At 47.5% G+C, this 23,631-nt stretch carries 25 protein-coding genes and 1 other annotated feature; of the genes, 15 read left to right on the forward strand and 10 right to left on the reverse strand.

Translation table 11 applies throughout. The features are described 5' to 3' along the window. From ACMGGE_RS02235 to ugd, 11 genes are all read left to right on the forward strand, one after another. Complete coding sequence (locus ACMGGE_RS02235; protein WP_023325621.1) at positions 1-1,647, forward strand: glycosyltransferase family 4 protein; 1,647 nt, start codon at positions 1-3, stop codon at positions 1,645-1,647. After that, positions 1,644-2,660 carry a WavE lipopolysaccharide synthesis family protein gene (locus ACMGGE_RS02240; RefSeq protein WP_262789732.1) on the forward strand — a complete coding sequence of 339 codons (1,017 nt, stop codon included), beginning with the start codon at positions 1,644-1,646 and terminating at the stop codon, positions 2,658-2,660. The genes ACMGGE_RS02235 and ACMGGE_RS02240 overlap by 4 nt, the downstream gene beginning before the upstream one ends. After that, a complete protein-coding gene (locus tag ACMGGE_RS02245) occupies positions 2,647-3,585 on the forward strand; it encodes an NAD-dependent epimerase/dehydratase family protein (protein WP_420293308.1) in 939 nt (312 codons plus the stop codon). Before ACMGGE_RS02240 ends, ACMGGE_RS02245 begins: the two co-directional genes overlap by 14 nt. A 29-nt stretch (positions 3,586-3,614) precedes the next feature. Beyond that, complete coding sequence (locus tag ACMGGE_RS02250; protein WP_420293309.1) at positions 3,615-4,673, forward strand: WavE lipopolysaccharide synthesis family protein; 1,059 nt, start codon at positions 3,615-3,617, stop codon at positions 4,671-4,673. 3 nt (positions 4,674-4,676) lie between these two features. Next, complete coding sequence (wzm, locus tag ACMGGE_RS02255; protein WP_023325617.1) at positions 4,677-5,495, forward strand: O95 family O-antigen export ABC transporter permease subunit; 819 nt, start codon at positions 4,677-4,679, stop codon at positions 5,493-5,495. After that, positions 5,492-6,223 (forward strand): O95 family O-antigen export ABC transporter ATP-binding subunit, encoded by a 732-nt coding sequence (gene wzt / locus ACMGGE_RS02260; RefSeq protein ID WP_087449504.1) that lies wholly within the window; start codon positions 5,492-5,494, stop codon positions 6,221-6,223. The genes wzm and wzt overlap by 4 nt, the downstream gene beginning before the upstream one ends. A gap of 2 nt (positions 6,224-6,225) precedes the next feature. Then, entirely contained in the window at positions 6,226-6,861 is a 636-nt protein-coding gene (locus tag ACMGGE_RS02265; RefSeq protein WP_087449505.1) for a hypothetical protein, read from the forward strand. Further along, positions 6,854-7,498, forward strand: a complete 645-nt coding sequence (locus ACMGGE_RS02270) for an HAD family hydrolase (RefSeq protein WP_420293310.1) — start codon at positions 6,854-6,856, stop codon at positions 7,496-7,498. Before ACMGGE_RS02265 ends, ACMGGE_RS02270 begins: the two co-directional genes overlap by 8 nt. Further along, positions 7,495-8,562 (forward strand): nuclear transport factor 2 family protein, encoded by a 1,068-nt coding sequence (locus ACMGGE_RS02275; RefSeq protein ID WP_420293311.1) that lies wholly within the window; start codon positions 7,495-7,497, stop codon positions 8,560-8,562. The genes ACMGGE_RS02270 and ACMGGE_RS02275 overlap by 4 nt, the downstream gene beginning before the upstream one ends. A 226-nt stretch (positions 8,563-8,788) precedes the next feature. After that, complete coding sequence (gndA, locus tag ACMGGE_RS02280; protein ID WP_023325612.1) at positions 8,789-10,195, forward strand: NADP-dependent phosphogluconate dehydrogenase; 1,407 nt, start codon at positions 8,789-8,791, stop codon at positions 10,193-10,195. Positions 10,196-10,426: 231 nt separating this feature from the next. After that, positions 10,427-11,593 carry a UDP-glucose 6-dehydrogenase gene (gene ugd, locus ACMGGE_RS02285; protein ID WP_021241437.1) on the forward strand — a complete coding sequence of 389 codons (1,167 nt, stop codon included), beginning with the start codon at positions 10,427-10,429 and terminating at the stop codon, positions 11,591-11,593. A gap of 52 nt (positions 11,594-11,645) precedes the next feature. On the opposite strand, the gene ACMGGE_RS02290 is transcribed toward ugd, so the two are convergent. The 10 genes from ACMGGE_RS02290 to hisL form a co-directional block, all read right to left on the reverse strand. Next, positions 11,646-12,650, reverse strand: a complete 1,005-nt coding sequence (locus tag ACMGGE_RS02290; RefSeq protein WP_420293312.1) for an NAD-dependent epimerase — start codon at positions 12,648-12,650, stop codon at positions 11,646-11,648. Positions 12,651-12,792: 142 nt separating this feature from the next. Continuing rightward, positions 12,793-13,404, reverse strand: a complete 612-nt coding sequence (gene hisIE / locus ACMGGE_RS02295; RefSeq protein ID WP_048029349.1) for a bifunctional phosphoribosyl-AMP cyclohydrolase/phosphoribosyl-ATP diphosphatase HisIE — start codon at positions 13,402-13,404, stop codon at positions 12,793-12,795. Next, positions 13,398-14,174 carry an imidazole glycerol phosphate synthase subunit HisF gene (gene hisF, locus ACMGGE_RS02300; RefSeq protein ID WP_048029350.1) on the reverse strand — a complete coding sequence of 259 codons (777 nt, stop codon included), beginning with the start codon at positions 14,172-14,174 and terminating at the stop codon, positions 13,398-13,400. Before hisF ends, hisIE begins: the two co-directional genes overlap by 7 nt. Then, positions 14,156-14,893, reverse strand: a complete 738-nt coding sequence (gene hisA, locus ACMGGE_RS02305) for a 1-(5-phosphoribosyl)-5-[(5-phosphoribosylamino)methylideneamino]imidazole-4-carboxamide isomerase (RefSeq protein WP_229226115.1) — start codon at positions 14,891-14,893, stop codon at positions 14,156-14,158. Before hisA ends, hisF begins: the two co-directional genes overlap by 19 nt. Next, a complete protein-coding gene (gene hisH / locus ACMGGE_RS02310; RefSeq protein ID WP_045908601.1) occupies positions 14,893-15,483 on the reverse strand; it encodes an imidazole glycerol phosphate synthase subunit HisH in 591 nt (196 codons plus the stop codon). Before hisH ends, hisA begins: the two co-directional genes overlap by 1 nt. Next, positions 15,483-16,550, reverse strand: coding sequence for a bifunctional histidinol-phosphatase/imidazoleglycerol-phosphate dehydratase HisB (gene hisB, locus ACMGGE_RS02315; protein WP_045908600.1), 1,068 nt, complete (start codon positions 16,548-16,550; stop codon positions 15,483-15,485). Before hisB ends, hisH begins: the two co-directional genes overlap by 1 nt. Beyond that, positions 16,547-17,608 (reverse strand): histidinol-phosphate transaminase, encoded by a 1,062-nt coding sequence (hisC, locus tag ACMGGE_RS02320; protein WP_023325608.1) that lies wholly within the window; start codon positions 17,606-17,608, stop codon positions 16,547-16,549. Before hisC ends, hisB begins: the two co-directional genes overlap by 4 nt. Next, the gene (gene hisD / locus ACMGGE_RS02325) at positions 17,605-18,909 is read right to left on the reverse strand and encodes a histidinol dehydrogenase (RefSeq protein ID WP_420293313.1); all 1,305 of its coding nucleotides are present in this window, start codon (positions 18,907-18,909) and stop codon (positions 17,605-17,607) included. Before hisD ends, hisC begins: the two co-directional genes overlap by 4 nt. Positions 18,910-18,914: 5 nt before the next feature. Next, positions 18,915-19,814, reverse strand: a complete 900-nt coding sequence (hisG, locus tag ACMGGE_RS02330; protein WP_000886595.1) for an ATP phosphoribosyltransferase — start codon at positions 19,812-19,814, stop codon at positions 18,915-18,917. A 45-nt stretch (positions 19,815-19,859) separates the two neighbouring features. Then, positions 19,860-19,983 (reverse strand) — a sequence feature (His leader region). Beyond that, on the reverse strand, positions 19,959-20,009 hold the full coding sequence (hisL, locus tag ACMGGE_RS02335) for a his operon leader peptide (RefSeq protein WP_001364200.1): 51 nt from the start codon (positions 20,007-20,009) through the stop codon (positions 19,959-19,961). It overlaps the preceding feature by 25 nt. 175 nt (positions 20,010-20,184) lie before the next feature. Here hisL and ACMGGE_RS02340 point away from each other — a divergent pair, with 175 nt between their 5' ends. The 4 genes from ACMGGE_RS02340 to plaP all read left to right on the forward strand — a co-directional run bounded on the left by ACMGGE_RS02340 (position 20,185) and on the right by plaP (position 23,610). Further along, entirely contained in the window at positions 20,185-21,009 is an 825-nt protein-coding gene (locus ACMGGE_RS02340; protein WP_420293314.1) for an SDR family oxidoreductase, read from the forward strand. A 41-nt stretch (positions 21,010-21,050) separates the two neighbouring features. Then, complete coding sequence (locus tag ACMGGE_RS02345) at positions 21,051-21,980, forward strand: LysR substrate-binding domain-containing protein (RefSeq protein WP_420293315.1); 930 nt, start codon at positions 21,051-21,053, stop codon at positions 21,978-21,980. 219 nt (positions 21,981-22,199) lie between these two features. Next, positions 22,200-22,262 carry a membrane protein YoeI gene (yoeI, locus tag ACMGGE_RS02350; protein ID WP_100245854.1) on the forward strand — a complete coding sequence of 21 codons (63 nt, stop codon included), beginning with the start codon at positions 22,200-22,202 and terminating at the stop codon, positions 22,260-22,262. Further along, positions 22,252-23,610 (forward strand): putrescine/proton symporter PlaP, encoded by a 1,359-nt coding sequence (gene plaP / locus ACMGGE_RS02355; RefSeq protein WP_008499462.1) that lies wholly within the window; start codon positions 22,252-22,254, stop codon positions 23,608-23,610. Before yoeI ends, plaP begins: the two co-directional genes overlap by 11 nt. Positions 23,611-23,631: the final 21 nt, after the last annotated feature.

A 23,631-nucleotide genomic window follows, 5' to 3' on the forward strand; every position in this document is an offset into this window, starting at 1 on the left:
ATGCACGTAGCGAAAAAGATCTGTTTGATTGGGCATGAGTGCGGGTCATATAAAGGGCAAGGAGGTATAGCTACATACATTGAACTCACCGCGAAAGGATTCGCAAAACTTGGTTTAGAAGTTCATGTTATTTACATCCATGGATCCGGGGTAGACTGCGATGATGTAAAGTCATGGAAGATAAAAAATGATCCTAGCCTTTATAAAATATCACTTGAAGTAGACAAGGTTTTAGAAGAAATAAAACCGGACTTTGTAGAGTGTACAGACTTTATAGGGATGATGAGTTATACGCTTTCAAAGCGAGCGATCAGAGGTTTAGATTATAAATGCATTTTTATAACTAATCATCACACCGGGATTAAAGAAGTCTGGGAATGGGGAACACAGCTTAAATTTAATGAGACAGCAAAGTCATGGATGAAGTCTTTATATATAGCTGAAAGAACACAATCTCTTTTATCAGATGCAAACTTCTCGACATCTAATTTTCTAGCCAGTTATTTAGATGCAAACCATATTGAATCATATCAAGTATCGCCGTCTTATTATGAAATGAATGATAATTTTGGTGAAACAAATAAAAATCACTATGATTCTAATTTATTACGTATCATATCGCTTGGCAGATTCGAGTTAAGAAAAAAACAAGAGCTTCTTATTAAAGCTACTTGTGAACTTCTTGATGAAGGCTATGATATTGAAACAACTTTGATTGGGAATAGTGGCGGTGATTTATATACGCATCAGGACTATATGGAATATTGCTATAGCCTGATTCCCACGGAGTATAAGCATAAGTTTCATTTTTATGACTTCATGCCATATAAGTTGCTTCAGAAGAAATATACCGAATATGATTTGTTTGTAATCCCATCGCCATATGAGAATTTTCCAAATACAGCTCTTGAAGCTATCAACTATGGAGTTACAGTTGTCGGAAGTAAATCCAGTGGCGTAGCTGATATGATAGGGGAGGATTTATCAGATTACTGCTTCTTGCCTAATTCAGTTTCTGATATTAAAAGAGTGATTTTGAAATATAACCAGTTAGATGCTGAAGAAAGGGCGACTCTACGTTTGAAACAACGTCTGTCCTTAAAAAATCTTACTTGCTTTGAAAAGAGTATACAAGAACGCTTTGAAAAGTATCAAGCTGTAGATGAGCTACGTAGTGAAAAAAATATTGATGATAAAGATATATTGATTGTATATCAGGACAAAAATGGGCTCATCAATAAAGTAGAATATTGCTCAGAAATTTATTATTCCCTTGGGAGCAAATGGAAAGACTTTATCAGAGAAATTAAATATATTGTCTTGACCTCCGAGGAATATCAATTTAACAAGATAGAGAACTACTATCCGGCACCCGGAATCATATCCTGTTTTTCATCATATGATCCTTATGGAACGGTTAGAGAAATACAACAGGCTGAAAAAGGATATTCATCTTTAACATTATGTGTAGAGACAATCCCATATAATGAAGGTGATTCAATATCTGAATATATCGCTCAAGTTTTACTTTCAACAAGCGATGTCATATTCTTCATTGATGAAGAAAAGAAAGTAGAACAAGGCATCAGTATCGATATCAAATACGCGATTGATAAAATTAAGTTTAATTATTCTGGTGAAAAATGAATATAATAATCCATGGGCCGCTAGAAAAAGATTTCTTATTTAAAAACTTAAATAAAATTCGGCACGCTTCAGAAGACGATCACATAATTATTTCTGTTTATAACGAAGAACTTGAAAAAACAAAGGTTATTATAGACAGCGTCCCAGTCAGAAATAAGGTTACATTAATCGGTTCTGATGATGTTTTTAATCCTGGCTTTTTTAACATTAACAGACAAATTAATCTGGTTAGTGCAGCATTAAACGTCATTGAAGACGAAAGTGACTTTATTCTAAAAGTTCGAATGGATCAGACTATTAACTTTCGTTGGGTTAGAAAAGTTGTAACTGAGAAGCATGAAGAACTGAAGGATAAATTGATCACCACTAACTGCTATACCAGAAAAGATCGTCTTTATCATCCATCTGATATGTTCCTCGCCGGCACGAAAAAAACACTCCGTGCATATTATCCAGAAGAGTTTTTCCCAGAGACTCACATGGATAATTTATTGAAAATAAAAGAACTAGTGCTCTCCGGATATAAAGGTGGATACCATAAATATTGGCCAGAATCACGACTGTTTATGAATTACTTATCCATATTAGGCGAAGATTTACAGGATACAGAGATCTGTAGTCAGTCACAATTGAAAAAACATGTTTATATTTTTAATTCATGGGATATTGGATTAAAATGGAAAAAATTCCTTAAAGGTAAAGTTAACGTTTTACCATATTTCTTTGTTTTAAGACCTTTCGAAAGAGGGCCTCTTGAGAAAGCAGAGAATTTTTTAGCAAGCGATTTAACTGGTTATAACAAAAAACCGGTGAGAGAAAAAATATATAATAGCATAGCAAAAGTATATTTTAAATCTGGGGCCTATTTAGCGAACCCAATTTTTATTGATTATAAATCTCTTATACCGAAATTACTGCGAAAAATGTTTGATCATTCATATAAATTTACCCCTCCCATTTTGCATAATCTTATGTATAAAGTCGCAAAGAGAGTTTATTATGCATTCAAATAATATATATATAATTGGGTGGTCAGGATTTATTGGTCGGCAATATATTCATTATCTTGATAAAACGGGCTTTAAGGGTGAAGTTTTTCTTAACTCACGTGCCGACGATGAGCAAAAATACACTTCTTCTACAGATAACATCACAATAAAATATGTTAATTATGAGGAGATGATTACTGGTCTTAATTGTTCAAGGTCAACTGTATTATACCTTGCAAATATGTACTCACCAGGTGAGTCGAATATTTACCCTTTGAATAGTGTCAAAGAAAACATTATTCCATTTATCACTTTTTTAGAAGATATCAAGAATAATGCAAGCAATATCAGGTTCATATTTGCTTCTTCAGGAGGGACTATATATGGTGATAGTCAAGAAGGAGAATGTTGCAGCGAGAACCATTTGTTAGCTCCGAAAACCATTTATGCAGCTAACAAAATAGCGCAAGAGAACTATCTCAACGTTTATCATGTTAATTATGGTCTTGACTATCGGATAGCCAGAATTGCAAACCCTTATGGCCCGGGGCAGATATTAAAAGGTGGTCAAGGATTAATACCAGCAATACTTCTTTCGTCATTAAATAATGAAAGCCTTCCTGTGAGTGGTGATGGAAGTGGTACCAGAGATTATATTTATATAGATGATCTTTGTTCACTTTTTTTCAGTCTAAGTAGCTATACCGGAGCTTGTAGAACATTTAATGCGGGCTCTGGTAAAGAGTATAGTATAATGGAGATCATAAACTGCTTTAACGCAGTGCATGACAGACCAATAAAATACCATCATGTTAAAACCGAATCTTCAGTTGTAAGCCGTATTGTCCTTGATATCAGTCGTGCTAAAAATGAGCTGGGATGGAGCCCTGAAACTTCCCTATCTGATGGGATTCGTGCCTTTATCAACTGGTCGATTCAAGTGATGTAGTTTTCCATATTTCAATAATCTAACCTCACATGACATACACCACTCAAATCTCGGCTCAAGATGTCTCGATTGTTATCCAAGGGGCGATTTTCGATACAAAAAAACAAAAAGTTGATGCTCAATTTATTGAATACTTAGAAAAAGTTATTTCTATATTTATAGGTTGCGAATTTATTGTTTCGACGTGGGAATTTCCTCGCGAAATATACTTCGGTCTTTGCGAAAAATATCCGCAAGTAAATTTTGTTCTGAATGCTGATGTTGGGCCAATAATAAAAATAGTAGATGATGTGCCGATTGTCACCAATGTTAATAGGATGATTTTTTCGACAATAAGTGGACTCAGGGAAGTTAATCGCAAATATGCTATTAAATTGAGAACAGATTCTTTCTTATACAATGATTCGATACTCCAATCGCTTTATTATGTTATCAATAAACGCGAATTTTTCGGATTAGACTTGGAAAAGAGAAATGAGCAATATCGGATCTTTGAGCATCATGTAATTAACTGTAATCTATTTGCCCGCAATCCGCGCAGTCATTTACCTTTCTTATATCATCCTGGTGATATTTTCCTGGCAGGATTAACTAAAGATTTAATTAAGCTTTTCAATATACCATTGGCGACGGAAGACCTAATAAAAAAATGTAATAGTGTGAGAAATACTTGCTTTATGAAACTTGTACCTGAACAATATATTTGGGTTCAGTGTATTAAAATGTCAAGAAGTACAGATACGTTCGATTATTCAAATTTCATATATGATGAAAAAGAAATCGAAAAATCAGAGCAGTATTATTTAAATAATTTTGTACCATACACTGCAGAAGAATTGGGTTTTTGTTGGCCAAAGCATCGAGAGGTTTATTTTAACAAAGGGAGTTCAAGTATTTATGATCATGAAGATTGGCATCATTTGTATCATAAATACATTGACGGTTTTGAACAACCTACAAGTTATGCGCATAAAAAAAGAAGTGTGGTTATATTCTTTATGAAGATGTATTTTTTCATTCGTAGCTCTCTGCTTAAAATAAAATTTATTCGCAAATTTGCTTACAAAGTTTTTGTAAAAAGAGGATGACTTATGAAGGGATTTGTTTCAACGCCCTCCAGTACAACGCGCTTTAGTGAAGTTTTTGAATCACGTAATTTAATTGCAGAACTTATTCGGCGAGATTTTAATGTCCGCTATAAGCAAACAGGGCTTGGAATATTATGGGCAATAATTAATCCAGGCGTCAATATTCTTCTTTATCTCTTTGTATTTGGTTTGTTAGTTAGGTTACCAACCCCAGAATATAATGCTCCTTATGCTGCAGTGTTAATCTCAGCGATTTTATTTTGGAATTTATTTTCTACTAGCATGCTCACAGCAAGTGATGCGCTGATTAATAACATGCATCTTGTTACTAAAGTTTATTTCCCAAGGTTATCTTTATGTATAGCAAGTGTATTTGTTGCATTGATTGATTTCTTGATAGCTTTCATCGTGTTTGTCCCGTTAGCATTATTGTATCATGTGGACATAAGTCTAATTAGATTACTTTTATTAATCCCATGTATAATTATAACGTTGATGCTTGGATGTGGTTTTGGCTGTGCAATGGCTATATTGAAATTGAAGTATAGAGATATTAGACATATACTTCCTCTAATAACCCAAGTTATTTTCTTTGCATCACCTATTGTATATACTTTATCCATTGTTCCAGAACAATATAAAATATTCTATTCTTTTAACCCCATCACTGGGATCGTAATGATGTCTCGCTGGGCTATCTTAGGCGGAGCACCCATTGACTTGACAATGCTTACTTATAGCCTAATTAGTGCATTTGTCGTTATGTGTTTAGGTGTCATTTATTTTGTTAAAAATGATCGATCTGTGGCGGATTACGAATGATTGAGTTTGATTCGGTAAGTAAGCAGTATGAAATCAACCATCGACGGGCCAAAAGCTTACGCGATGTTTTTTCATTTAACAAAAAGCCAGATGCAAATCCAGAAATATTTAAAGCGGTTGATGATGTCAGCTTTAGTATTGATAGCGGTAAATCAGTAGGTGTCTTGGGACGAAATGGTGCGGGAAAATCAACGCTTTTAAAATTATTAACGCGTATCATTTCCCCGACATCAGGCAAAATAACTGTAGATGGCTCCATTTCTTGTCTGCTGGAAGTTGGCGCTGGTTTTCACCATGAACTCAGTGGCTACGAAAATATTTTTCTATGTGGCTCAATCTTGGGAATGAGTCGTAAACAAGTCAAATCTAAAATAGAATCTATTATTGATTTTTCTGAGGTCGAGAAATTTATTGACGAACCTGTTAAGTATTATTCTTCAGGTATGTATATGCGCTTAGCTTTTGCGATAGGTGCTCATCTTGACTCGGATATTCTAGTGATCGACGAAGCTTTGGCTGTTGGTGACTCTCGTTTTCAAAATAAATGTTTAAATAAAATCGACGAGATTAGAAAAAGTGGAAAGACTATATTTTTTGTTAGTCATAGCATTGAACAAGTAAAAAAAGTGTGTGATACCAGTATTGTTATGGATCATGGGAAATTATTGTTCCAGGGCAATACTGATGAAGCTGAAAGAATTTACAATAGTCTTACTAATGGTGCGTGAGTATGATCATTATTTCTCATAGAGGGTATTGGAAGTTGAGCAGTGAAAAAAATACTGCTTTGGCTTTCAAACGCTCATTTTCTTTAGGTTATGGTACTGAAACAGATATTCGTGACTATAAGGGTAGTTTAGTCATCAGTCATGATATACCAGATGAGAGTTCATTAAGCATAGACTCTTTTTTTGAAATTTATAATCAATATGATGTAAAAGGCCCTTTGGCATTAAACGTAAAATCAGATGGGCTGCAAAAACTAATAAAAGAAAAATTAAACGAGTACAATGTTAGTAATTATTTTTTCTTTGATATGTCTATCCCGGATACTCTTGGGTATTTATCAGAAAAACTAAATACGTTCGTGCGTGTTAGTGAATATGAAACACTAAACGATCTCTATGAAGATGCTGATGGTGTTTGGATTGACGGTTTCAAAGAAAATATTATAACAGAATCTTTACTCGAAAAAATTATTTCTGATGGGAAGCGTGCTTGTATTGTATCCGCTGATCTGCATAAAAACGATCCAGCTACGCAATGGAAGCTTTTAAAAAGTTTTAAAACAAATATTCTTCAGTCGTCAAATATTATTCTTTGTACTGATTTACCTGAAAAAGCGTCGGAGTTTTTCTATGGATAATAAAATTAAAGCCGTAATCTTCGATATGGACGGAGTTCTTATCGAAGCTAAAGACTGGCATTACGAAGCTCTAAATCGCGCTTTGGGACTCTTCGGTCTGGAGATAACCAAGCATGAACATCTTACAACCTATGATGGTCTACCTACTAAAGATAAGTTAATCATGTTGTCTCGTGATAAAGGTTTGTCAAATGCGCTGCATACCTTTATTAATGAAATGAAGCAACAGTATACTATGGATATGGTTCATAAATTTTGTAAACCCATGTTCCATCATGAATTCGCCCTATCAATGCTTAAACAAGATGGGTACAAATTAGCTGTAGCATCTAATTCAATACGGAATTCCGTAGAGGTGATGCTTGATAAAGCTAAACTATTAGCTTATTTGGAGTTTTTTATCTCTAATCAGGATGTGAAAAAAGGTAAGCCGGATCCTGAGATGTATACTCTTGCTATTTCAAAGTTGGGATTAAGACCTTCTGAATGCTTGATTGTTGAAGATAATGAGAATGGGATAAAAGCAGCTAAAGCAAGTGGTGCTCACGTTCTTGAAGTTGAAACTGTATACGATGTGAATTATCAAAACATCAAACAACGTATTAAAAAAATTGAAAACGATGAGGGTGGAAAATGATTAATATCCTAATTCCAATGAGTGGAGAGAATCTTTATGAAACCTCCAGTGATTTCATCTACCCAAAAATTTTAACTGAAGTTGCAAATAAAACTCTCTTGGAATATTCGCAATTAATATTTGATAATCTGCGAGACGAAAAAAATCTTATTTACATTGCTCCAGAAGATAAACTTAACACGCTTGGTTTGAAATCAATTATTCAAACTATTACAGATGGTAAAGGTAAAATTGTTGCCCTCCAAGGGCAAACCAAGGGTGCTGTCTGTAGTTGTCTTATGGCGATCGATGATCTCTCACTTGATGACGAATTGATTATTTCTTCTGCGGATCATTATATTGACGATAATTTGCAAAGGATCGTTAATGATTTTAGGGCCATGGACGCTGACGCTGGGGTTCTTACCTTTGAATCTGTGCATCCCAAATGGTCGTTTGTAACACTAAATGAGCATGGTGCAGTTGTTCAGGCCGCAGAGAAAAAAGCGATTAGCAGAACAGCTGTAGCTGGGCTGTATTATTTTAAAAACGCGCGTGATTTTGTCGAGGCTGCGATGAATCTCATTAGAAAGGATGGCGATATAAATGGTAATTTCTATTTGTCTTCCTGCCTGAATGAGCTCGTTTTGTTGGGTAAGGTTATCAAATGTCGCCCGCTACAAGATGCTATCTATCATAACTTTTATGATGCCCACGCAGTTAAATCTTTTGAGCTTGCTCAGACATCCCTTTCTAATAGCGTTAAGCAACTCACGAATTCCTACATTGAAGCATTTAACTCGAAAGATATAGAAGAATGTCTTTTTCTTTTTTCAGACGATGCAGTTCTTGTTGAGCCCAACAAAACATTTACTGGGAAAGATGCAATAAAGAAATTGCTTAACGATATTTTTGTGAACAATTCTAAACTCCAATTCCGTGCCGATAATATTATTGCTGATGATAGTAAATCTGCAATCAAGTTTACACTTGAGCTTACTAACGAGACTGTTCATGGCGTTGATTTCATTGAATGGAATAGTGCGGGTAAAATCCATAAACTGACTGCTTTTTTAAATGATTAAAATAGTTACTAGTTTTGGAATGTGAACTGTGAACATTTATGGATGACTTTAATTGATGAAAAATCGTGTGATTTGATATCTTTTTTTTAATTAATGATTTATCGAAATTTTTTAAAATCGCACAAATTTACGCTATTCGCTGCGAAGAGCTTGAGTTAACATAATGTTCACTTCTCCCAGCAGGATAATGGGCTTGCTGGTAAACCACACTAGACAGGAGTATGTAATGTCTAAGCAACAAATCGGCGTTGTCGGTATGGCAGTGATGGGGCGCAACCTGGCGCTCAACATCGAAAGCCGTGGTTATACCGTCTCCGTTTTCAACCGCTCCCGTGATAAGACCGAAGAAGTGATTGCCGAGAACCCAGGCAAGAAACTGGTCCCTTTCTATACGGTTAAAGAATTCGTTGAGTCTCTGGAAACCCCTCGTCGTATCCTGTTAATGGTGAAAGCAGGTGCAGGTACCGATGCTGCTATCGACTCCCTGAAGCCTTACCTCGAAAAAGGCGACATCATCATTGATGGCGGTAACACCTTCTTCCAGGACACCATTCGTCGTAATCGTGAACTGTCCGCTGAAGGCTTTAACTTCATCGGTACCGGTGTTTCCGGTGGTGAAGAGGGCGCGCTGAAAGGCCCATCCATCATGCCTGGCGGCCAGAAAGAAGCATACGAGCTGGTGGCGCCTATTCTGACCAAAATCGCTGCTGTTGCAGAAGATGGCGAGCCGTGTGTGACCTATATCGGTCCTGACGGTGCTGGTCACTATGTGAAAATGGTGCACAACGGCATTGAATACGGCGATATGCAGCTGATCGCGGAAGCATATTCCCTGCTGAAAGGCGGCCTGAACCTCTCCAATGAAGAGCTGGCTGAAACCTTCACCGAGTGGAACAAAGGCGAGCTGAACAGCTACCTGATCGACATCACCAAAGATATCTTCACGAAGAAAGATGAAGAGGGTAAATACCTGGTTGATGTGATTCTGGATGAAGCAGCGAACAAAGGCACCGGTAAATGGACCAGCCAGAGCTCTCTGGATCTGGGCGAACCACTGTCTCTGATCACCGAATCTGTCTTCGCGCGTTACATCTCTTCTCTGAAAGAGCAGCGCGTGGCGGCATCTAAAGTGCTGTCTGGCCCGCAGGCTAAACCAGCAGGTGATAAAGCGGAGTTCGTTGAGAAAGTGCGTCGTGCACTGTACCTGGGGAAAATCGTTTCTTACGCGCAAGGCTTCTCTCAGCTGCGTGCGGCATCAGACGAGAACAACTGGGACCTGAACTACGGTGAAATCGCGAAAATCTTCCGCGCGGGCTGCATCATTCGTGCGCAGTTCCTGCAGAAAATCACCGATGCCTATGCTGAAAACGCCGGTATCGCCAACCTGCTTCTGGCACCGTACTTCAAGAAAATCGCTGACGAATACCAGCAGGCGCTGCGTGACGTGGTAGCCTACGCGGTGCAGAACGGTATCCCGGTTCCGACCTTCTCTGCTGCAGTAGCCTACTACGACAGCTATCGTGCTGCGGTACTGCCGGCTAACCTCATTCAGGCTCAGCGTGATTATTTCGGTGCGCATACCTATAAGCGTACAGATAAAGAAGGTGTGTTCCACACGGAATGGCTGGACTAATCTGATTTAGCCTCAGGTTGTTATATAAACCCGGAGATAATCTCCGGGTTTTTTTTCACCAAAATCACAACCACATATTCGAAGTAGTCTGAATGTTGTACCTGGACGGGCTATTCCTGAGGCTTCGCCTTGACACTCCCACAAGGCAGGAGGTAAAAAGCCCTACAGTTATTGATTATCGTGATGGCCCTGCGGTCATCTCTACAGCTCACTTACAGAAGTTATTCGCGAATGAAAATAACAATTTCCGGTACAGGTTATGTAGGTCTCTCCAACGGTATCCTGATTGCTCAGAACCACGAAGTGGTTGCGCTGGATATCGTGCAGGCTAAAGTGGACATGCTTAACAAGAAGCAGTCCCCGATTGTAGATAAAGAGATTGAAGAGTATCTGGCAACGAAGCCGCTAAACTTCCGCGCAACCACCGACAAGCAGGATGCTTACCGTGGGGCGGACTATGTGATTATCGCCACACCGACCGACTATGATCCTAAAACCAACTACTTCAACACCTCGAGCGTTGAGTCGGTGATCCGCGATGTTACGGAAATCAACCCGAACGCGGTGATGATCATTAAATCCACCATCCCGGTTGGTTTTACCCAGTCCGTTAAAGAAAAGTACGGCATTGATAATGTCATCTTCTCCCCGGAATTTCTCCGTGAAGGGCGTGCGCTGTATGACAACCTGAACCCATCACGCATCGTTATTGGCGAGCGTTCAGAGCGCGCTGAGCGATTTGCCGCGCTGCTGCAGGAAGGGGCGACCAAAAAAGATATTCCAACGCTGTTCACCGATTCGACCGAAGCGGAAGCCATCAAGCTTTTTGCTAACACGTATCTTGCCATGCGTGTGGCATATTTTAATGAGCTGGACAGCTATGCAGAGAGCCTGGGGTTGAATAGCCGTCAAATTATCGAAGGCGTTTGTCTGGATCCACGTATCGGCAATCATTATAACAACCCGTCGTTTGGCTATGGCGGTTACTGCCTGCCGAAAGATACTAAGCAGCTGCTGGCTAACTATCAGTCTGTTCCTAACAACATCATCTCGGCGATTGTTGATGCCAACCGGACCCGCAAAGATTTTGTAGCTGACTCAATACTTTCCCGTCAGCCGAAAGTGGTGGGCGTCTATCGCCTGATTATGAAAAGTGGCTCCGATAATTTCCGTGCATCTTCCATCCAGGGCATCATGAAGCGCATTAAGGCCAAGGGTGTACAGGTCATTATTTATGAACCGGTAATGAAGGAAGATGAGTTCTTCCATTCCCGCGTGGTGCGTGATCTGGATGCATTCAAGAAAGAGGCGGACGTGATCATCTCTAACCGCATGGCGGAAGAGCTGGCGGACGTTGCGGATAAAGTGTATACCCGCGATCTGTTCGGCAGCGACTGATTACTGCCCGTAACGCATAAAAAACCCGGCGCATTCGCCGGGTTTTGTTTTTTTATACCTTGTAGAAATTGCGATACCAGTCCACAAAATTCTTCACGCCTTCCTTCACCGACGTTTTCGGCTTAAACCCAATCACGTCATAGAGCGCCGTGGTATCCGCGCTTGTTTCGAGCACGTCACCTGGCTGAACAGGCATCATATTTTTATCCGCTTCTTTGCCTAACGCTTCTTCCAGCGCGGTGATGTAATCCATCAGCTCTACGGGCGCACTGTTGCCAATGTTGTAAACACGGTACGGCGCAGAGCTGGACGCCGGAGACCCTGTCTCAACGGTCCAGTTCGCATCGGCCTGAGGGATAACATCCTGCAGGCGAATAATAGCTTCAACAATATCATCGATATAGGTGAAGTCGCGCTTCATCTTTCCGTAGTTGTAAACGTCAATACTTTTGCCTTCAATCATGGCCTTAGTAAATTTAAACAGCGCCATGTCCGGACGGCCCCATGGCCCATACACAGTGAAAAAGCGCAGGCCGGTCGTCGGCAGATTGTAAAGATGAGAGTAGGTATGCGACATCAGTTCGTTGGATTTTTTCGTCGCGGCATACAAGGAAACCGGGTGATCAACCGAGTCATCGGTGGAGAACGGCATCTTTCGGTTCAGGCCGTAAACAGAGCTGGAAGAAGCATACAGTAAATGCTGCACCTTGTTGTGTCGGCAGCCTTCCAGTACGTTGAGATGGCCGATAAGGTTTGATTGCGCGTAAGCGTGCGGATTTTCCAGAGAGTAACGTACGCCAGCCTGCGCGGCGAGGTGGAGCACGCGGTCAAACTTCTCAGCTGCAAACAACGAGGCCATCCCTTCGCGATCGGCCAGATCCAGCTTATGGAAAGTGAAATTGTCGGATGTAAGCAGATCCAGTCGCGCTTGCTTCAGATTGACATCGTAATAGTCATTAAGGTTATCAATTCCTACAACCTGATGTCCTGCCTGCAGCAGGCGCTCGCTGACGTGGAAACCGATAAAGCCGGCAGCGCCGGTGACCAGAAATTTCATCTTCAACCTCAATGTTAAATGAGTAACTCTTAACGCATAAAATCGTGCGTTTACACTATCGGCTGATGATACCCGCTCACGGAAGGAATGATAACTGCTTTATTACAGGAAAAGGGGAGCGAGCGCTCCCCTGGTAGGATGTTTATTTATGTCTTTTACGTAAATTCTCAATCACCGCCGTCAAATCCAGCGCCTGATCCTGCAGGAGCACCAGCAGGTGATACATCAAATCAGAGGCTTCATTCGTCAGCTCCTCGCGGTCATGCACGGTCGCGGCCAGCGCAGTCTCAACGCCTTCTTCACCCACCTTCTGCGCAATTCGCTTGGTGCCGCTGGCGTACAGCTTCGCAGTATAAGAACTCTCAGGATCTGCCGTTTTACGTTCTGCCAGCAGTTGCTCCAGTTGATACAGGAACAGCCACTGATGACTCGCCTCGCCGAAGCAGCTGCTGGTGCCCTTATGGCAGGTCGGACCGATTGGGTTTGCCAGCACCAGCAGGGTATCGTTATCGCAGTCAGGCGTAATGCTGACCACGTTCAGGAAATGACCCGAGGTTTCCCCTTTGGTCCACAGACGCTGTTTCGTGCGGGAGTAAAACGTCACTTTGCCGCTTTCGATCGTTTTCGCCAGCGCGTCCTGGTTCATATAGCCCAGCATCAGCACTTCGCCTGAAACGGCATGCTGGACAACCACCGGCAGTAATCCATCGGTTTTTTCCCAGTCCAGCTGTGCCTGTTGTTGCTCTGTTAACATACCCTGATCTCCACGCCCTGGTCGGCCAGGTACGTTTTTAACTCACCAATATTAATAATCTGTTTGTGGAACACGGAAGCGGCCAGCGCGCCGTCCACGTTAGCATCGCGGAAGGCTTCGAGGAAATGTTCCATGGTGCCCGCGCCGCCGGAGGCAATCAGCGGAACGTGGCAGACTGCACGGACTTTTTTCAGCTGCTCAAGGTCATACCCGTTACGCACGCCATCCTGGTTCATCATGTTCAGCACAATCTCGCCCGCGCCACGTTTCTGCACTTCCTGCACCCAGTCGAGCGTTTCCCACTGTGTTACGCGCGTGCGGCTTTCGTCACCCGTATATTGATTGACGTGGTACTTGCCCGTTGCGGCGTCATACCAGGTGTCGATCCCAACCACAATACACTGCACGCCAAAACGATCGGCGAGGCGAGTAATCAACTCCGGGTCGGCCAGGGCAGGGGAGTTGATGGAAATCTTGTCGGCACCAAACGAGAGAATTTGGGCCGCATCGTCAGCGGATTTAATCCCGCCCGCCACGCAGAACGGAATATCGATCACTTCCGCCACGCGAGCTACCCAGCTTTTGTCGACTACGCGGCCATCGCTGGACGCGGTAATATCGTAGAACACCAGCTCGTCTGCGCCTTCATCAGCATAGCGTTTTGCCAGCGGAACGATGTCGCCAATGATCTCGTGGTTGCGGAACTGCACGCCTTTCACGACCTGGCCGTCACGTACGTCCAGGCAAGGGATTATCCGTTTTGCCAGCATTGAATCGCCTCCGTCACCGTAAATTTACCTTCCAGCAGGGCTCGGCCCACAATCACGCCCTGTACGCCCGTTCCGCGCAGCGCGGCAATATCGTTTAAATCACCAATTCCGCCCGAAGACTGGAACGCCACCTGCGGATAACGCGCGCAGATCTCTTCATACAGCGAGACGTTGGAGCCCGCCAGCGTGCCGTCACGGGAGATATCCGTGCACAGCACGTGCTTCAGGCCAACGGGGAGATACATCTCGACCAGCGCCTCCAGCATCACGCCGGAGTTTTCCTGCCAGCCGCTGACCGCCACCTGCTTATTACCTTGTTCATCAATGCGCACGTCCAGCGCCAGTACCAGCGCGTCGGCGCCAAAGCGGCGGAACCAGCCTTTTACGATCTCAGGCTCTTTCACCGCGGTTGAACCGACCACCACGCGCGCTACGCCCGCGTCCAGCAGTGCCGCAACGTCATCTTCTGTACGTACGCCGCCGCCCACCTGTACCGGCACATCAACACCGGCAACCAGATTTTTCAGCAGAGGGATCTGGCGTTTTGCCGGGTCTTTCGCACCCGTTAAATCGACCAGATGTAGCACCTGAGCCCCCTGGGCGGCATAATCCTGCAGACGCGGCAGCGGATCGTTTCCGTAGTCTCGCTGCTGCCCGTAATCGCCCTGATGAAGACGGACAACCGTGCCGTCAATTAAATCTAACGCGGGAATAATCATCACATCTCCAGGAAGTTTTTCAGCAGCTGCGCGCCCGCGGCGCCTGAGCGCTCCGGGTGAAACTGTACGCCGAAGAAATTGTCTTTCTGCACGGCTGCGGTAAACGCCTCGCCGTAAGTGCACTGGGCGATCGTATTCGCGTTCACCGGCATGGCGTAGCTGTGTACGAAGTAAAAATACGCGCCGTCTTCAATGCCGCGAAAAAGCCTGTCGCCCGCTTTGGCGTACACGCGGTTCCAGCCCATATGCGGCAGAGGCAGACCGTGGTCGGTCATCTTCGGCACGTCTTCGTCGATAATGCCCAGCAGGTCAACGCCGTTATTCTCTTCGCTGCGGCGGCCAAGAATCTGCATGCCCAGGCAAATCCCCAGCACCGGCTGAGTACAAGCCTTGATCAGATCGACCAACTCGCGCGCGTGGATCTGATCCATCGCCGCCTGCGCAGTGCCCACGCCCGGCAGGAATAACTTATCGGCACGCAGCACCACGTCCGGGTCACGGCTGACCACCGGCTCGTAGCCGTGGCGTGCAATCGCCGACTTTACGGAGTTCAGGTTGGCGCATCCGGTATCCAGAATCACCACGTTCATTACAGGACTCCTTTTGATGAGGGCAGGGCGTCACCTTCCACGCGGATTGCCTGGCGCAGCGTGCGGCCGAAGGCCTTGAAGAGACTCTCTACGCGGTGGTGGTCGTTCTTGCCTTTGGTCTTAAGGTGCAGCGTCAGGCCCATGGTGTAGGACAATGAACGGAAGAAGTGCTCCACCATTTCGGTGCTCAGATCGCCCACGCGCTGGTAATTGAAGTCTGCTTTATATTCCAGGTGCGGACGTCCGGAGATATCCATCGCACAGCGCGCCAGACACTCGTCCATCGGCAGGACAAAGCCAAAACGGTTGATGCCGCGTTTATCACCGAGCGCCAGCTTGAGGGCTTCACCCAGCGCCAGGCCGGTATCTTCCACGGTATGGTGATCGTCAATATAAAGATCGCCTTTTACCGTGATCTCCATGCGGAAACCGCCGTGGGTGGCAATCTGATCCAGCATGTGGTCGAAGAAACCCACGCCGGTGTGGATCTTGCTGCCGCCTTCGCGGTCCAGCCAGACCTTCACATCAATCTGCGTCTCTTTGGTGTTACGTTCAACGTGCGAGTAGCGGTCACGTTTTGTCAGTTGTTCGCCAATCATCGCCCAGTTAAGGTTGTTACGGTCGTAGCGAAGCCCTGCGATGCCCATGTTTTCCGCGAGCGTAATATCAGTGATGCGATCGCCGATGACATAGCTGTTAGCCTTATCCAGCACATCCTCTGCCAGATAGCCCTCGACCAGCTTCACCTTTGGCTTACGGCAGTCGCACTCGTCGGCTGGCATGTGCGGGCAAATCAGCACTTCATCAAACACCACGCCCTGAGAGGTCAGCACCTGCATCATTAAATTATGCGGGCCGTCAAAGTCTGCCTGCGGGAAGCTGTCGGTACCCAGACCGTCCTGGTTGGTGATCATCACCAGCTTGTATCCGGCTTTTTGCAGCTTGAGCAGCACCGGGATCACGTCAGGTTCAAACGCCAGCTTGTCGAATCGGTCGACCTGAAAATCAGCTGGTGGCTCCGAAATAAGGGTGCCGTCACGATCGATGAAAAGGATCTTCTGGGTCATACTTTCTCCGCTTTCAGGGCGTCAATGACGCGCTGGCTCTCTGCGCGGGTGCCGACGGTAATGCGCAGGCATCCGCTCAGAGAAGGTTGTTTATTCTGGTCTCGTAAGATAATGCCCTGATCCCACAAAGATTTAAATACGGCGCTGGAGGCGGTAAAGCGCACCAGGATGTAGTTGGTTTCCGAGTCGAATACCTGCTCCACGCACGGGATATCCTTCAGGGCGGTCACCAGGTACTGACGTTCCTCCAGGATTTGCGCCACGCGCTCGCGCATGGCGTTAATCCCCTGAGGCGTCAGCGCCTGTGCCGCAATATCGGCAACCGGCGTCGAGAGGGGGTACGGAGCGATCACCTTCAGCAGCAGGTCGATGACCTCTTTATTTGCCAGGGTGAATCCGCAGCGCAGACCCGCGAGGGCGAAAGCCTTCGACAGCGTACGCAGCACCACCAGGTGCGGATACTCTTCCAGCCAGCCTGCCAGCGTCGCCTGCGGGCAGAACTCGATGTAGGCTTCGTCGGCCACCACCAGGGCTTTTCCGCGCGTCATCTCCAGCAGGGTTCGGATATCCTGTGGGTTAATAATCTGCCCGGTCGGGTTGTTCGGGCTACAGACAAAGACGACTTTTACGCCTTCAAGATTGTCGGCAATGCCCTGCAGATCCAGCTGCCAGTTCTCCAGGGAGAGCACGTTGCGGCACGCCACCCCAAAGGTTTCCGCGCTGACGCTGTACATGCCGTAGGTCGGCTGGCAGTACATGACGGCGTCTTTGCCCGGCTCGCAGAACGCGCGGATCAGCAGCTCAATGCCCTCATCCGCGCCGCGGCTGACCAGCACCTGCTCTGGCTTCACGCCCGCGTACTGGGCGTAGTTTTCGATTACCGCCTTCGGCTGACACTCCGGATAACGGTTCAGCGTTTGCTGCGACAGCTCAAACTGCACCGCCGTTGGATATTCGTTGGCGTTCAGCCAGACATCCCCTTTACCGCCCAGACGACGCGCAGACTGATAGGGCGTCAGGCGACGGACATTTTCGCGGGCTAATTCTTCAATGTTCATGCTTGCTCCTTCAGGGCTGCAACGCGCAGCGTAACGGCATTTTTGTGGGCGGTCAGGCGCTCGGCGGCGGCCAGGGTTTCAATGGTGGACGCTAGTGAGGCAAACCCTTCGCGGGAGAGTTCCTGCACGGTCATGCGTTTCTGGAAATCCGCCAGTCCCAGGCTGGAACAGGTTGAGGTATAGCCATACGTTGGCAGCACGTGGTTGGTGCCGGAGGCGTAATCGCCTGCGGACTCCGGGGACCAGTCGCCGAGGAACACCGAGCCCGCGCTGGTAATGCTGTCGACCAGATCGCGCGCGTTGCGGGTCTGAATAATCAGGTGCTCCGGGCCGTACTGGTTAGAAATGGCAATGCACTGCTCAAGATCGCGCGCCACAATCAGGCGGCTGGCCGCTAACGCCTGGCGTGCCGTGTCGGCGCGGGGCAGGTCGGCAAGCTGACGCTCCACGGCTTCGCCCACGCGTTTCGCCATATCGGCATCCGGCGTCAGCAGGATGACCTGCGAATCCGGGCCGTGTTCCGCCTGGGAAAGCAGGTCAGACGCGACGAAATCCGGCGTGGCGCCGCTGTCGGCAATCACCAGCACTTCAGACGGGCCGGCAGGCATATCGATGGCCGCGCCGTCCAGACGCTGGCTGACCTGACGCTTAGCCTCGGTCACATACGCATTGCCCGGGCCAAAGATTTTGTCGACCTTGGGGATGGATTCCGTGCCGAATGCCAGGGCGGATATCCCCTGCGCGCCACCCACTTTATAGACCGCCTGCACGCCGCACAGCTTCGCCGCATACAGGATCTCGTCGGCTATCGGTGGCGGCGAGCACAGCACCACTTTCTGACACCCGGCAATGCGCGCGGGTGTCGCCAGCATCAGTACGGTGGAGAAAAGCGGGGCAGAGCCGCCAGGAATATAGAGGCCGACCGACGCAACCGGGCGGGTTACCTGCTGGCAACGCACGCCGGGCAGGGTTTCGACATCCACGGTCTGCAGCTTTTGCGCGGTGTGGAAAGTATCAATGTTTTTCACCGCAACGGCCATCGCCTGCTTGATGTCATCTCCCAGACGATTGCTGGCATCAGTCATTTCCTGCTCGGTAACCTGTAATGCGCCAACTTCCGTCTTATCAAACTTTGCACTGTATTCACGCAGCGCGTCATCGCCGCGGGCTTTGACGTTATCCAGGATCTCCGCCACGGTGCGCGAGATGCTTTCAGAGGCGGAAATCGCCGGGCGCATCAGCAGCTCGCGCTGCTGTGCGTCGCTACAGGTATTCCAGTCGATGATTGTGTTAAAGCTCATGGCCATTACTCCATCATCTTCTCAATCGGCAGCACCAGGATGGAGCTTGCGCCCAGCGCCTTCAGTTTTTCCATGGTTTCCCAGAACAGGGTTTCGCTGCTCACCATGTGCATCGCCACGCGCTGCTGATCGCCCGCCAGCGGCAGGATGGTTGGGCGCTCGGCGCCCGGCAGCAGGGCAATGACTTCATCCAGACGCTCGGTTGGGGCGTGCATCATGATGTATTTGGATTCACGCGCCTGAATCACGCCCTGAATACGGGTCAGCAGTTTGTCGATCAGCTGCTGCTTAGCGTCGGCCATCTCGCCGTCACGCTGAATCAGGCACGCTTTGGAGCGGTAGATCACCTCCACTTCGCGCAGACCGTTCGCTTCCAGCGTCGCGCCGGTAGAGACCAGGTCACAGATGGCGTCCGCGAGACCCGCACGCGGCGCCACTTCAACAGAACCGTTCAGCAGACAGGATTTAAACTGCACGCCTTTCTGATCCAGATAGCGCTTTAACAGGTGAGGGTAGGAGGTGGCAATACGTTTGCCGTTCAGCGCGGCCGGGCCGTCCCACGCTTCATCAACCGGCGTTGCCAGCGACAGGCGGCAGCCGCCGAAGTCCAGACGACGCAGGGTGAAGTAACGCGGGTCTTCGCCCTGCGCGCGGCGGGTCAGCAGCTCTTCTTCCAGTACGTTTTCGCCGATGATGCCGAGGTCAACGACGCCATCCATGACCAGGCCGGGAATATCGTCATCACGCACGCGCAGAATGTCGATGGGCATGTTTTCAGCCAGAGCAATCAGGCGCTGGGTGTGCAGGTTAATTTTAATCCCGCAGCGGGCCAGCAGTTCGCGTGAATCGTCACTCAAACGGCCTGATTTTTGAATAGCTATGCGTAAACGTGAGTTATCTAACATTCTTTATTCCTCGTTAACCTGTTTTAACCTGTCTGAATTCGGTCCAAAAAAAAGCCCCCGGAAGAAGATCTTCCGGGGGCTTTTTCATGCGTTCATGCACCACTGGAAGATCCAAACGTCTTCCAGCACACATCGCCTGAAAGACTAGTCAGGATGATGGTGATGATGGTGGTGTTTAAATTGAACGCGTGTCATATAAATTCTCGATGAATGCTTATTCATTTGATGTCTTTTAACCTAAACCAGTTGTGCGACATATTGCAAGGGCTTTTTTTGATCATTAATTCATTTCATATTGATGCTATGAATTGTGTGTTCTGCCGGGCTGGCGTAGCCTTATGAAAGACGAGTAAGAGTCAGGAGAATTCGCATGAAAAAGGTCGCGATTGTCGGTTTAGGATGGCTGGGAATGCCGCTGGCGATGTCATTAGCCGCGAAAGGCTGGCAGGTGACCGGGAGCAAGACCACCCGAGATGGGGTCGAAGCAGCGCGCATGTGCGGTATTGATGGCGTTGAACTGCGTCTGGCGCCGGAACTGGTGTGTGATGCGGACGATCTGGACACCCTGATGAACGTCGATGCGCTGGTAATTACGCTACCCGCGCGGCGCAGCGGCCCGGGCGAATCATTTTACCTGCAGGCGATGCAGGAGATTGTCGACAGCGCGCTGGCACATCATGTTCCGCGCATTATTTTTACCAGCTCGACGTCGGTGTATGGTGAGGTGGAGGGCGTAGTAAAAGAGACTTCCGAGCGCCGTCCCGTTACGGCGAGCGGTCAGGTTCTGAAAGAGCTGGAAGACTGGCTGCATCATCTTCCCGGCACCCAGGTTGATATCGTACGTCTGGCGGGGCTGGTAGGCCCGGGTCGTCATCCGGGACGCTTTTTTGCCGGGAAGTCGGCGCCAGATGGCCAACATGTTGTCAATCTTGTGCATCTTGATGATGTGGTTGGCGCGATTGAGCTACTCTTACAGGCTCCGAAAGGCGGACACATCTATAATATATGTGCACCGTCTCATCCGTCGCGCAGCACGTTTTACCCGCTGATGGCACGTCAGCTGGGCCTGGCTCCGCCGGTCTTTGGTGAGGCAAAGGATGGCAGTAAAGGCAAAATTGTTGATGGCAATCGCATTTGTCATGAGCTGGGGTTTGAGTATCAGTATCCCGATCCGCTGGTGATGCCCATGGAATAAATCCCGCAGCGGAGACCGTCGCACACCGAAAGGGGGCGAGCATGAAACCGCTGCTGGATGTTCTTATTATTCTGGATGCACTGGAAAAAGAGGGGAGCTTTGCCGCTGCGTCGGCAAAGCTCTACAAAACCCCTTCGGCCCTGAGCTATACCGTCCAAAAACTGGAAAGCGACCTCAATATCCAGATCCTCGATCGCTCCGGGCATCGCGCCCGTTTTACCCGCACCGGACAGATGCTGCTGGAAAAAGGCCGTGAAGTCCTCCATACCGTTCGTGAACTCGAAAAACAGGCCGTCAAACTTCACCAGGGATGGGAAAACGAGCTGGTGATTGGCGTGGATGACACTTTCCCGTTTTCTCTCCTGACGCCGCTGATTGAGACCTTCTATCAACACCACAGCGTGACGCGGCTGATCTTTATCAACGGCGTGCTGGGGGGCTCCTGGGATGCCCTAACCCAGGGCAGGGCGGATATTTTTGTCGGTGCACTCCACGAGCCTCCCCAGTTGAGTGAGTTTGGCTTTGCGCGTCTGGGCGTGCTGGAGCAGGTGTTTGCCGTAGCGCCCCATCATCCGCTGGCTCAGGAAACTGAGCCGCTTAACCGCCGCGTGATTAAAGGCTATCGCGCCATCGTGGTCGGGGACAGCTCTCGCCCGGAATGTGCGGTTTCCTCGCAGCTGCTTGACGAGCAGGAGGCCATCACCGTTTTCGACTTTAAAACCAAGCTGGAGTTGCAAATCAGCGGGCTGGGCTGCGGTTATTTGCCCCGCTATCTGGCACAGCGGTACATTGACAGCGGTGCGCTTGTTGAAAAACAGGTACTTGCTCAAAACAGCCATGAATCGGTATGGGTGGGCTGGAATGAACAGACCGCCGGGCTCGCCAGCGCCTGGTGGCGGGACGAAATTTTAGCAAATAGTGCTATCGCTGCTGTATATGCTCAGGGCAGCGCCGAGAAATCAGCCAGTTAGAAAAAAGAAAATTACCCGCTGCGTTGCAAAGTATTGCCTTTTGTATCCGATGTGGGGCAAAATGCGGCCGCTGCAACCAAATGAATAATCGACGATATAAAAGGCGTCGGTTATTTTTTTTTGCATGTACGAAACGAAACTAAAAACCAAGAGGCCGGGCTTCGTACCGGATAGATATTTACTAAAATCCGACAGTTGTTGTCGCTGAGGAAGAAAGAAATGGGGCAATTTTTCGCTTACGTGGCGGTTATCACCGTAAAGGAGATTAACTATGTCGCATAACGCAACTCCAAACACCTCTCGCGTGGAATTACGTAAAACGCTTACGTTGATTCCGGTTGTTATGATGGGCCTGGCCTATATGCAACCGATGACGCTGTTCGATACATTCGGTATCGTATCGGGCCTCACCGACGGTCATGTGCCGACGGCTTATGGCTTCGCGCTGATTGCGATCCTCTTTACCGCGCTGAGCTACGGTAAACTGGTGCGTCGCTATCCGTCTGCGGGTTCCGCCTACACCTATGCCCAGAAATCCATCAGCCCGACGGTTGGCTTTATGGTGGGCTGGTCTTCGCTGCTCGACTATCTGTTCGCGCCGATGATCAACATTCTGCTGGCAAAAATCTATTTTGAAGCGCTGGTGCCATCGATTCCCTCGTGGATGTTCGTCGTGGCGCTGGTGGCCTTTATGACGGCCTTTAACCTGCGCAGCATCAAGTCCGTTGCCAACTTTAACTCTGTTATCGTTGTGCTTCAGGTTGTGCTGATTGCGGTGATTCTTGGCATGGTTATTTACGGCGTATTCCACGGCGAAGGCGCGGGCACCCTGGCGAGCAGCAAACCGTTCTGGTCTGGTGATGCGCATGTGATCCCGATGATTACCGGGGCAACCATTCTGTGCTTCTCCTTTACCGGTTTTGACGGGATCAGCAACCTGTCTGAAGAAACGAAAGATGCAGAGCGCGTGATCCCGCGTGCCATCTTCCTGACGGCGCTGATTGGCGGTCTGATCTTTATTTTCTCGACCTATTTCCTGCAGCTGTACTTCCCGGATATCTCTCGCTTCAAGGATCCGGATGCGTCTCAGCCGGAAATCATGCTGTATGTGGCGGGTAAAGCGTTCCAGGTCGGCGCGCTGATCTTCTCCACCATCACCGTACTGGCGTCCGGTATGGCCGCGCATGCAGGCGTTGCGCGTCTGATGTACGTAATGGGCCGCGATGGCGTATTCCCGAAAAGCTTCTTCGGCTACGTGCATCCAACATGGCGTACCCCGGCGATGAACATTATCCTGGTCGGTGCGATCGCGCTTCTGGCGATTAACTTTGACCTGGTGATGGCAACGGCGCTGATTAACTTCGGTGCGCTGGTGGCGTTCACCTTTGTTAACCTGTCGGTTATCTCTCAGTTCTGGATCCGTGAAAAGCGTAACAAGACGCTGAAAGATCACTTCCAGTATCTGTTCCTGCCGATGTGTGGTGCCCTGACCGTGGGCGCGCTGTGGGTTAACCTGGAAGAGAGCTCGATGGTGCTTGGCCTGATTTGGGCGGGTATCGGCCTGGTTTACCTGGCCTGCGTCACGAAGAGCTTCCGTAACCCGGTTCCTCAGTACGAAGACGTCGCGTAAGACTGTGTCGGGTGGCGGCTA

It is taken from the genome of Enterobacter sp. BNK-22, from assembly GCF_048684805.1.
Lineage (GTDB): Bacteria > Pseudomonadota > Gammaproteobacteria > Enterobacterales > Enterobacteriaceae > Enterobacter > Enterobacter quasiroggenkampii.

Excerpts from the sequence above, each read along its gene's own strand:
- ACMGGE_RS02235 (WP_023325621.1), top strand. The coding sequence starts at position 1 with ATGCACGTAGCGAAAAAGATCTGTTTGATTGGGCATGAGTGCGGGTCA.
- ACMGGE_RS02240 (WP_262789732.1), top strand. The coding sequence starts at position 1,644 with ATGAATATAATAATCCATGGGCCGCTAGAAAAAGATTTCTTATTTAAA.
- ACMGGE_RS02245 (WP_420293308.1), top strand. The coding sequence starts at position 2,647 with ATGCATTCAAATAATATATATATAATTGGGTGGTCAGGATTTATTGGT.
- ACMGGE_RS02250 (WP_420293309.1), top strand. The coding sequence starts at position 3,615 with ATGACATACACCACTCAAATCTCGGCTCAAGATGTCTCGATTGTTATC.
- wzm (WP_023325617.1), top strand. The coding sequence starts at position 4,677 with ATGAAGGGATTTGTTTCAACGCCCTCCAGTACAACGCGCTTTAGTGAA.
- wzt (WP_087449504.1), top strand. The coding sequence starts at position 5,492 with ATGATTGAGTTTGATTCGGTAAGTAAGCAGTATGAAATCAACCATCGA.
- ACMGGE_RS02265 (WP_087449505.1), top strand. The coding sequence starts at position 6,226 with ATGATCATTATTTCTCATAGAGGGTATTGGAAGTTGAGCAGTGAAAAA.
- ACMGGE_RS02270 (WP_420293310.1), top strand. The coding sequence starts at position 6,854 with ATGGATAATAAAATTAAAGCCGTAATCTTCGATATGGACGGAGTTCTT.
- ACMGGE_RS02275 (WP_420293311.1), top strand. The coding sequence starts at position 7,495 with ATGATTAATATCCTAATTCCAATGAGTGGAGAGAATCTTTATGAAACC.
- gndA (WP_023325612.1), top strand. The coding sequence starts at position 8,789 with ATGTCTAAGCAACAAATCGGCGTTGTCGGTATGGCAGTGATGGGGCGC.
- ugd (WP_021241437.1), top strand. The coding sequence starts at position 10,427 with ATGAAAATAACAATTTCCGGTACAGGTTATGTAGGTCTCTCCAACGGT.
- ACMGGE_RS02290 (WP_420293312.1), bottom strand. The coding sequence starts at position 12,650 with ATGAAATTTCTGGTCACCGGCGCTGCCGGCTTTATCGGTTTCCACGTC.
- hisIE (WP_048029349.1), bottom strand. The coding sequence starts at position 13,404 with ATGTTAACAGAGCAACAACAGGCACAGCTGGACTGGGAAAAAACCGAT.
- hisF (WP_048029350.1), bottom strand. The coding sequence starts at position 14,174 with ATGCTGGCAAAACGGATAATCCCTTGCCTGGACGTACGTGACGGCCAG.
- hisA (WP_229226115.1), bottom strand. The coding sequence starts at position 14,893 with ATGATTATTCCCGCGTTAGATTTAATTGACGGCACGGTTGTCCGTCTT.
- hisH (WP_045908601.1), bottom strand. The coding sequence starts at position 15,483 with ATGAACGTGGTGATTCTGGATACCGGATGCGCCAACCTGAACTCCGTA.
- hisB (WP_045908600.1), bottom strand. The coding sequence starts at position 16,550 with ATGACCCAGAAGATCCTTTTCATCGATCGTGACGGCACCCTTATTTCG.
- hisC (WP_023325608.1), bottom strand. The coding sequence starts at position 17,608 with ATGAACATTGAAGAATTAGCCCGCGAAAATGTCCGTCGCCTGACGCCC.
- hisD (WP_420293313.1), bottom strand. The coding sequence starts at position 18,909 with ATGAGCTTTAACACAATCATCGACTGGAATACCTGTAGCGACGCACAG.
- hisG (WP_000886595.1), bottom strand. The coding sequence starts at position 19,814 with ATGTTAGATAACTCACGTTTACGCATAGCTATTCAAAAATCAGGCCGT.
- ACMGGE_RS02340 (WP_420293314.1), top strand. The coding sequence starts at position 20,185 with ATGAAAAAGGTCGCGATTGTCGGTTTAGGATGGCTGGGAATGCCGCTG.
- ACMGGE_RS02345 (WP_420293315.1), top strand. The coding sequence starts at position 21,051 with ATGAAACCGCTGCTGGATGTTCTTATTATTCTGGATGCACTGGAAAAA.
- plaP (WP_008499462.1), top strand. The coding sequence starts at position 22,252 with ATGTCGCATAACGCAACTCCAAACACCTCTCGCGTGGAATTACGTAAA.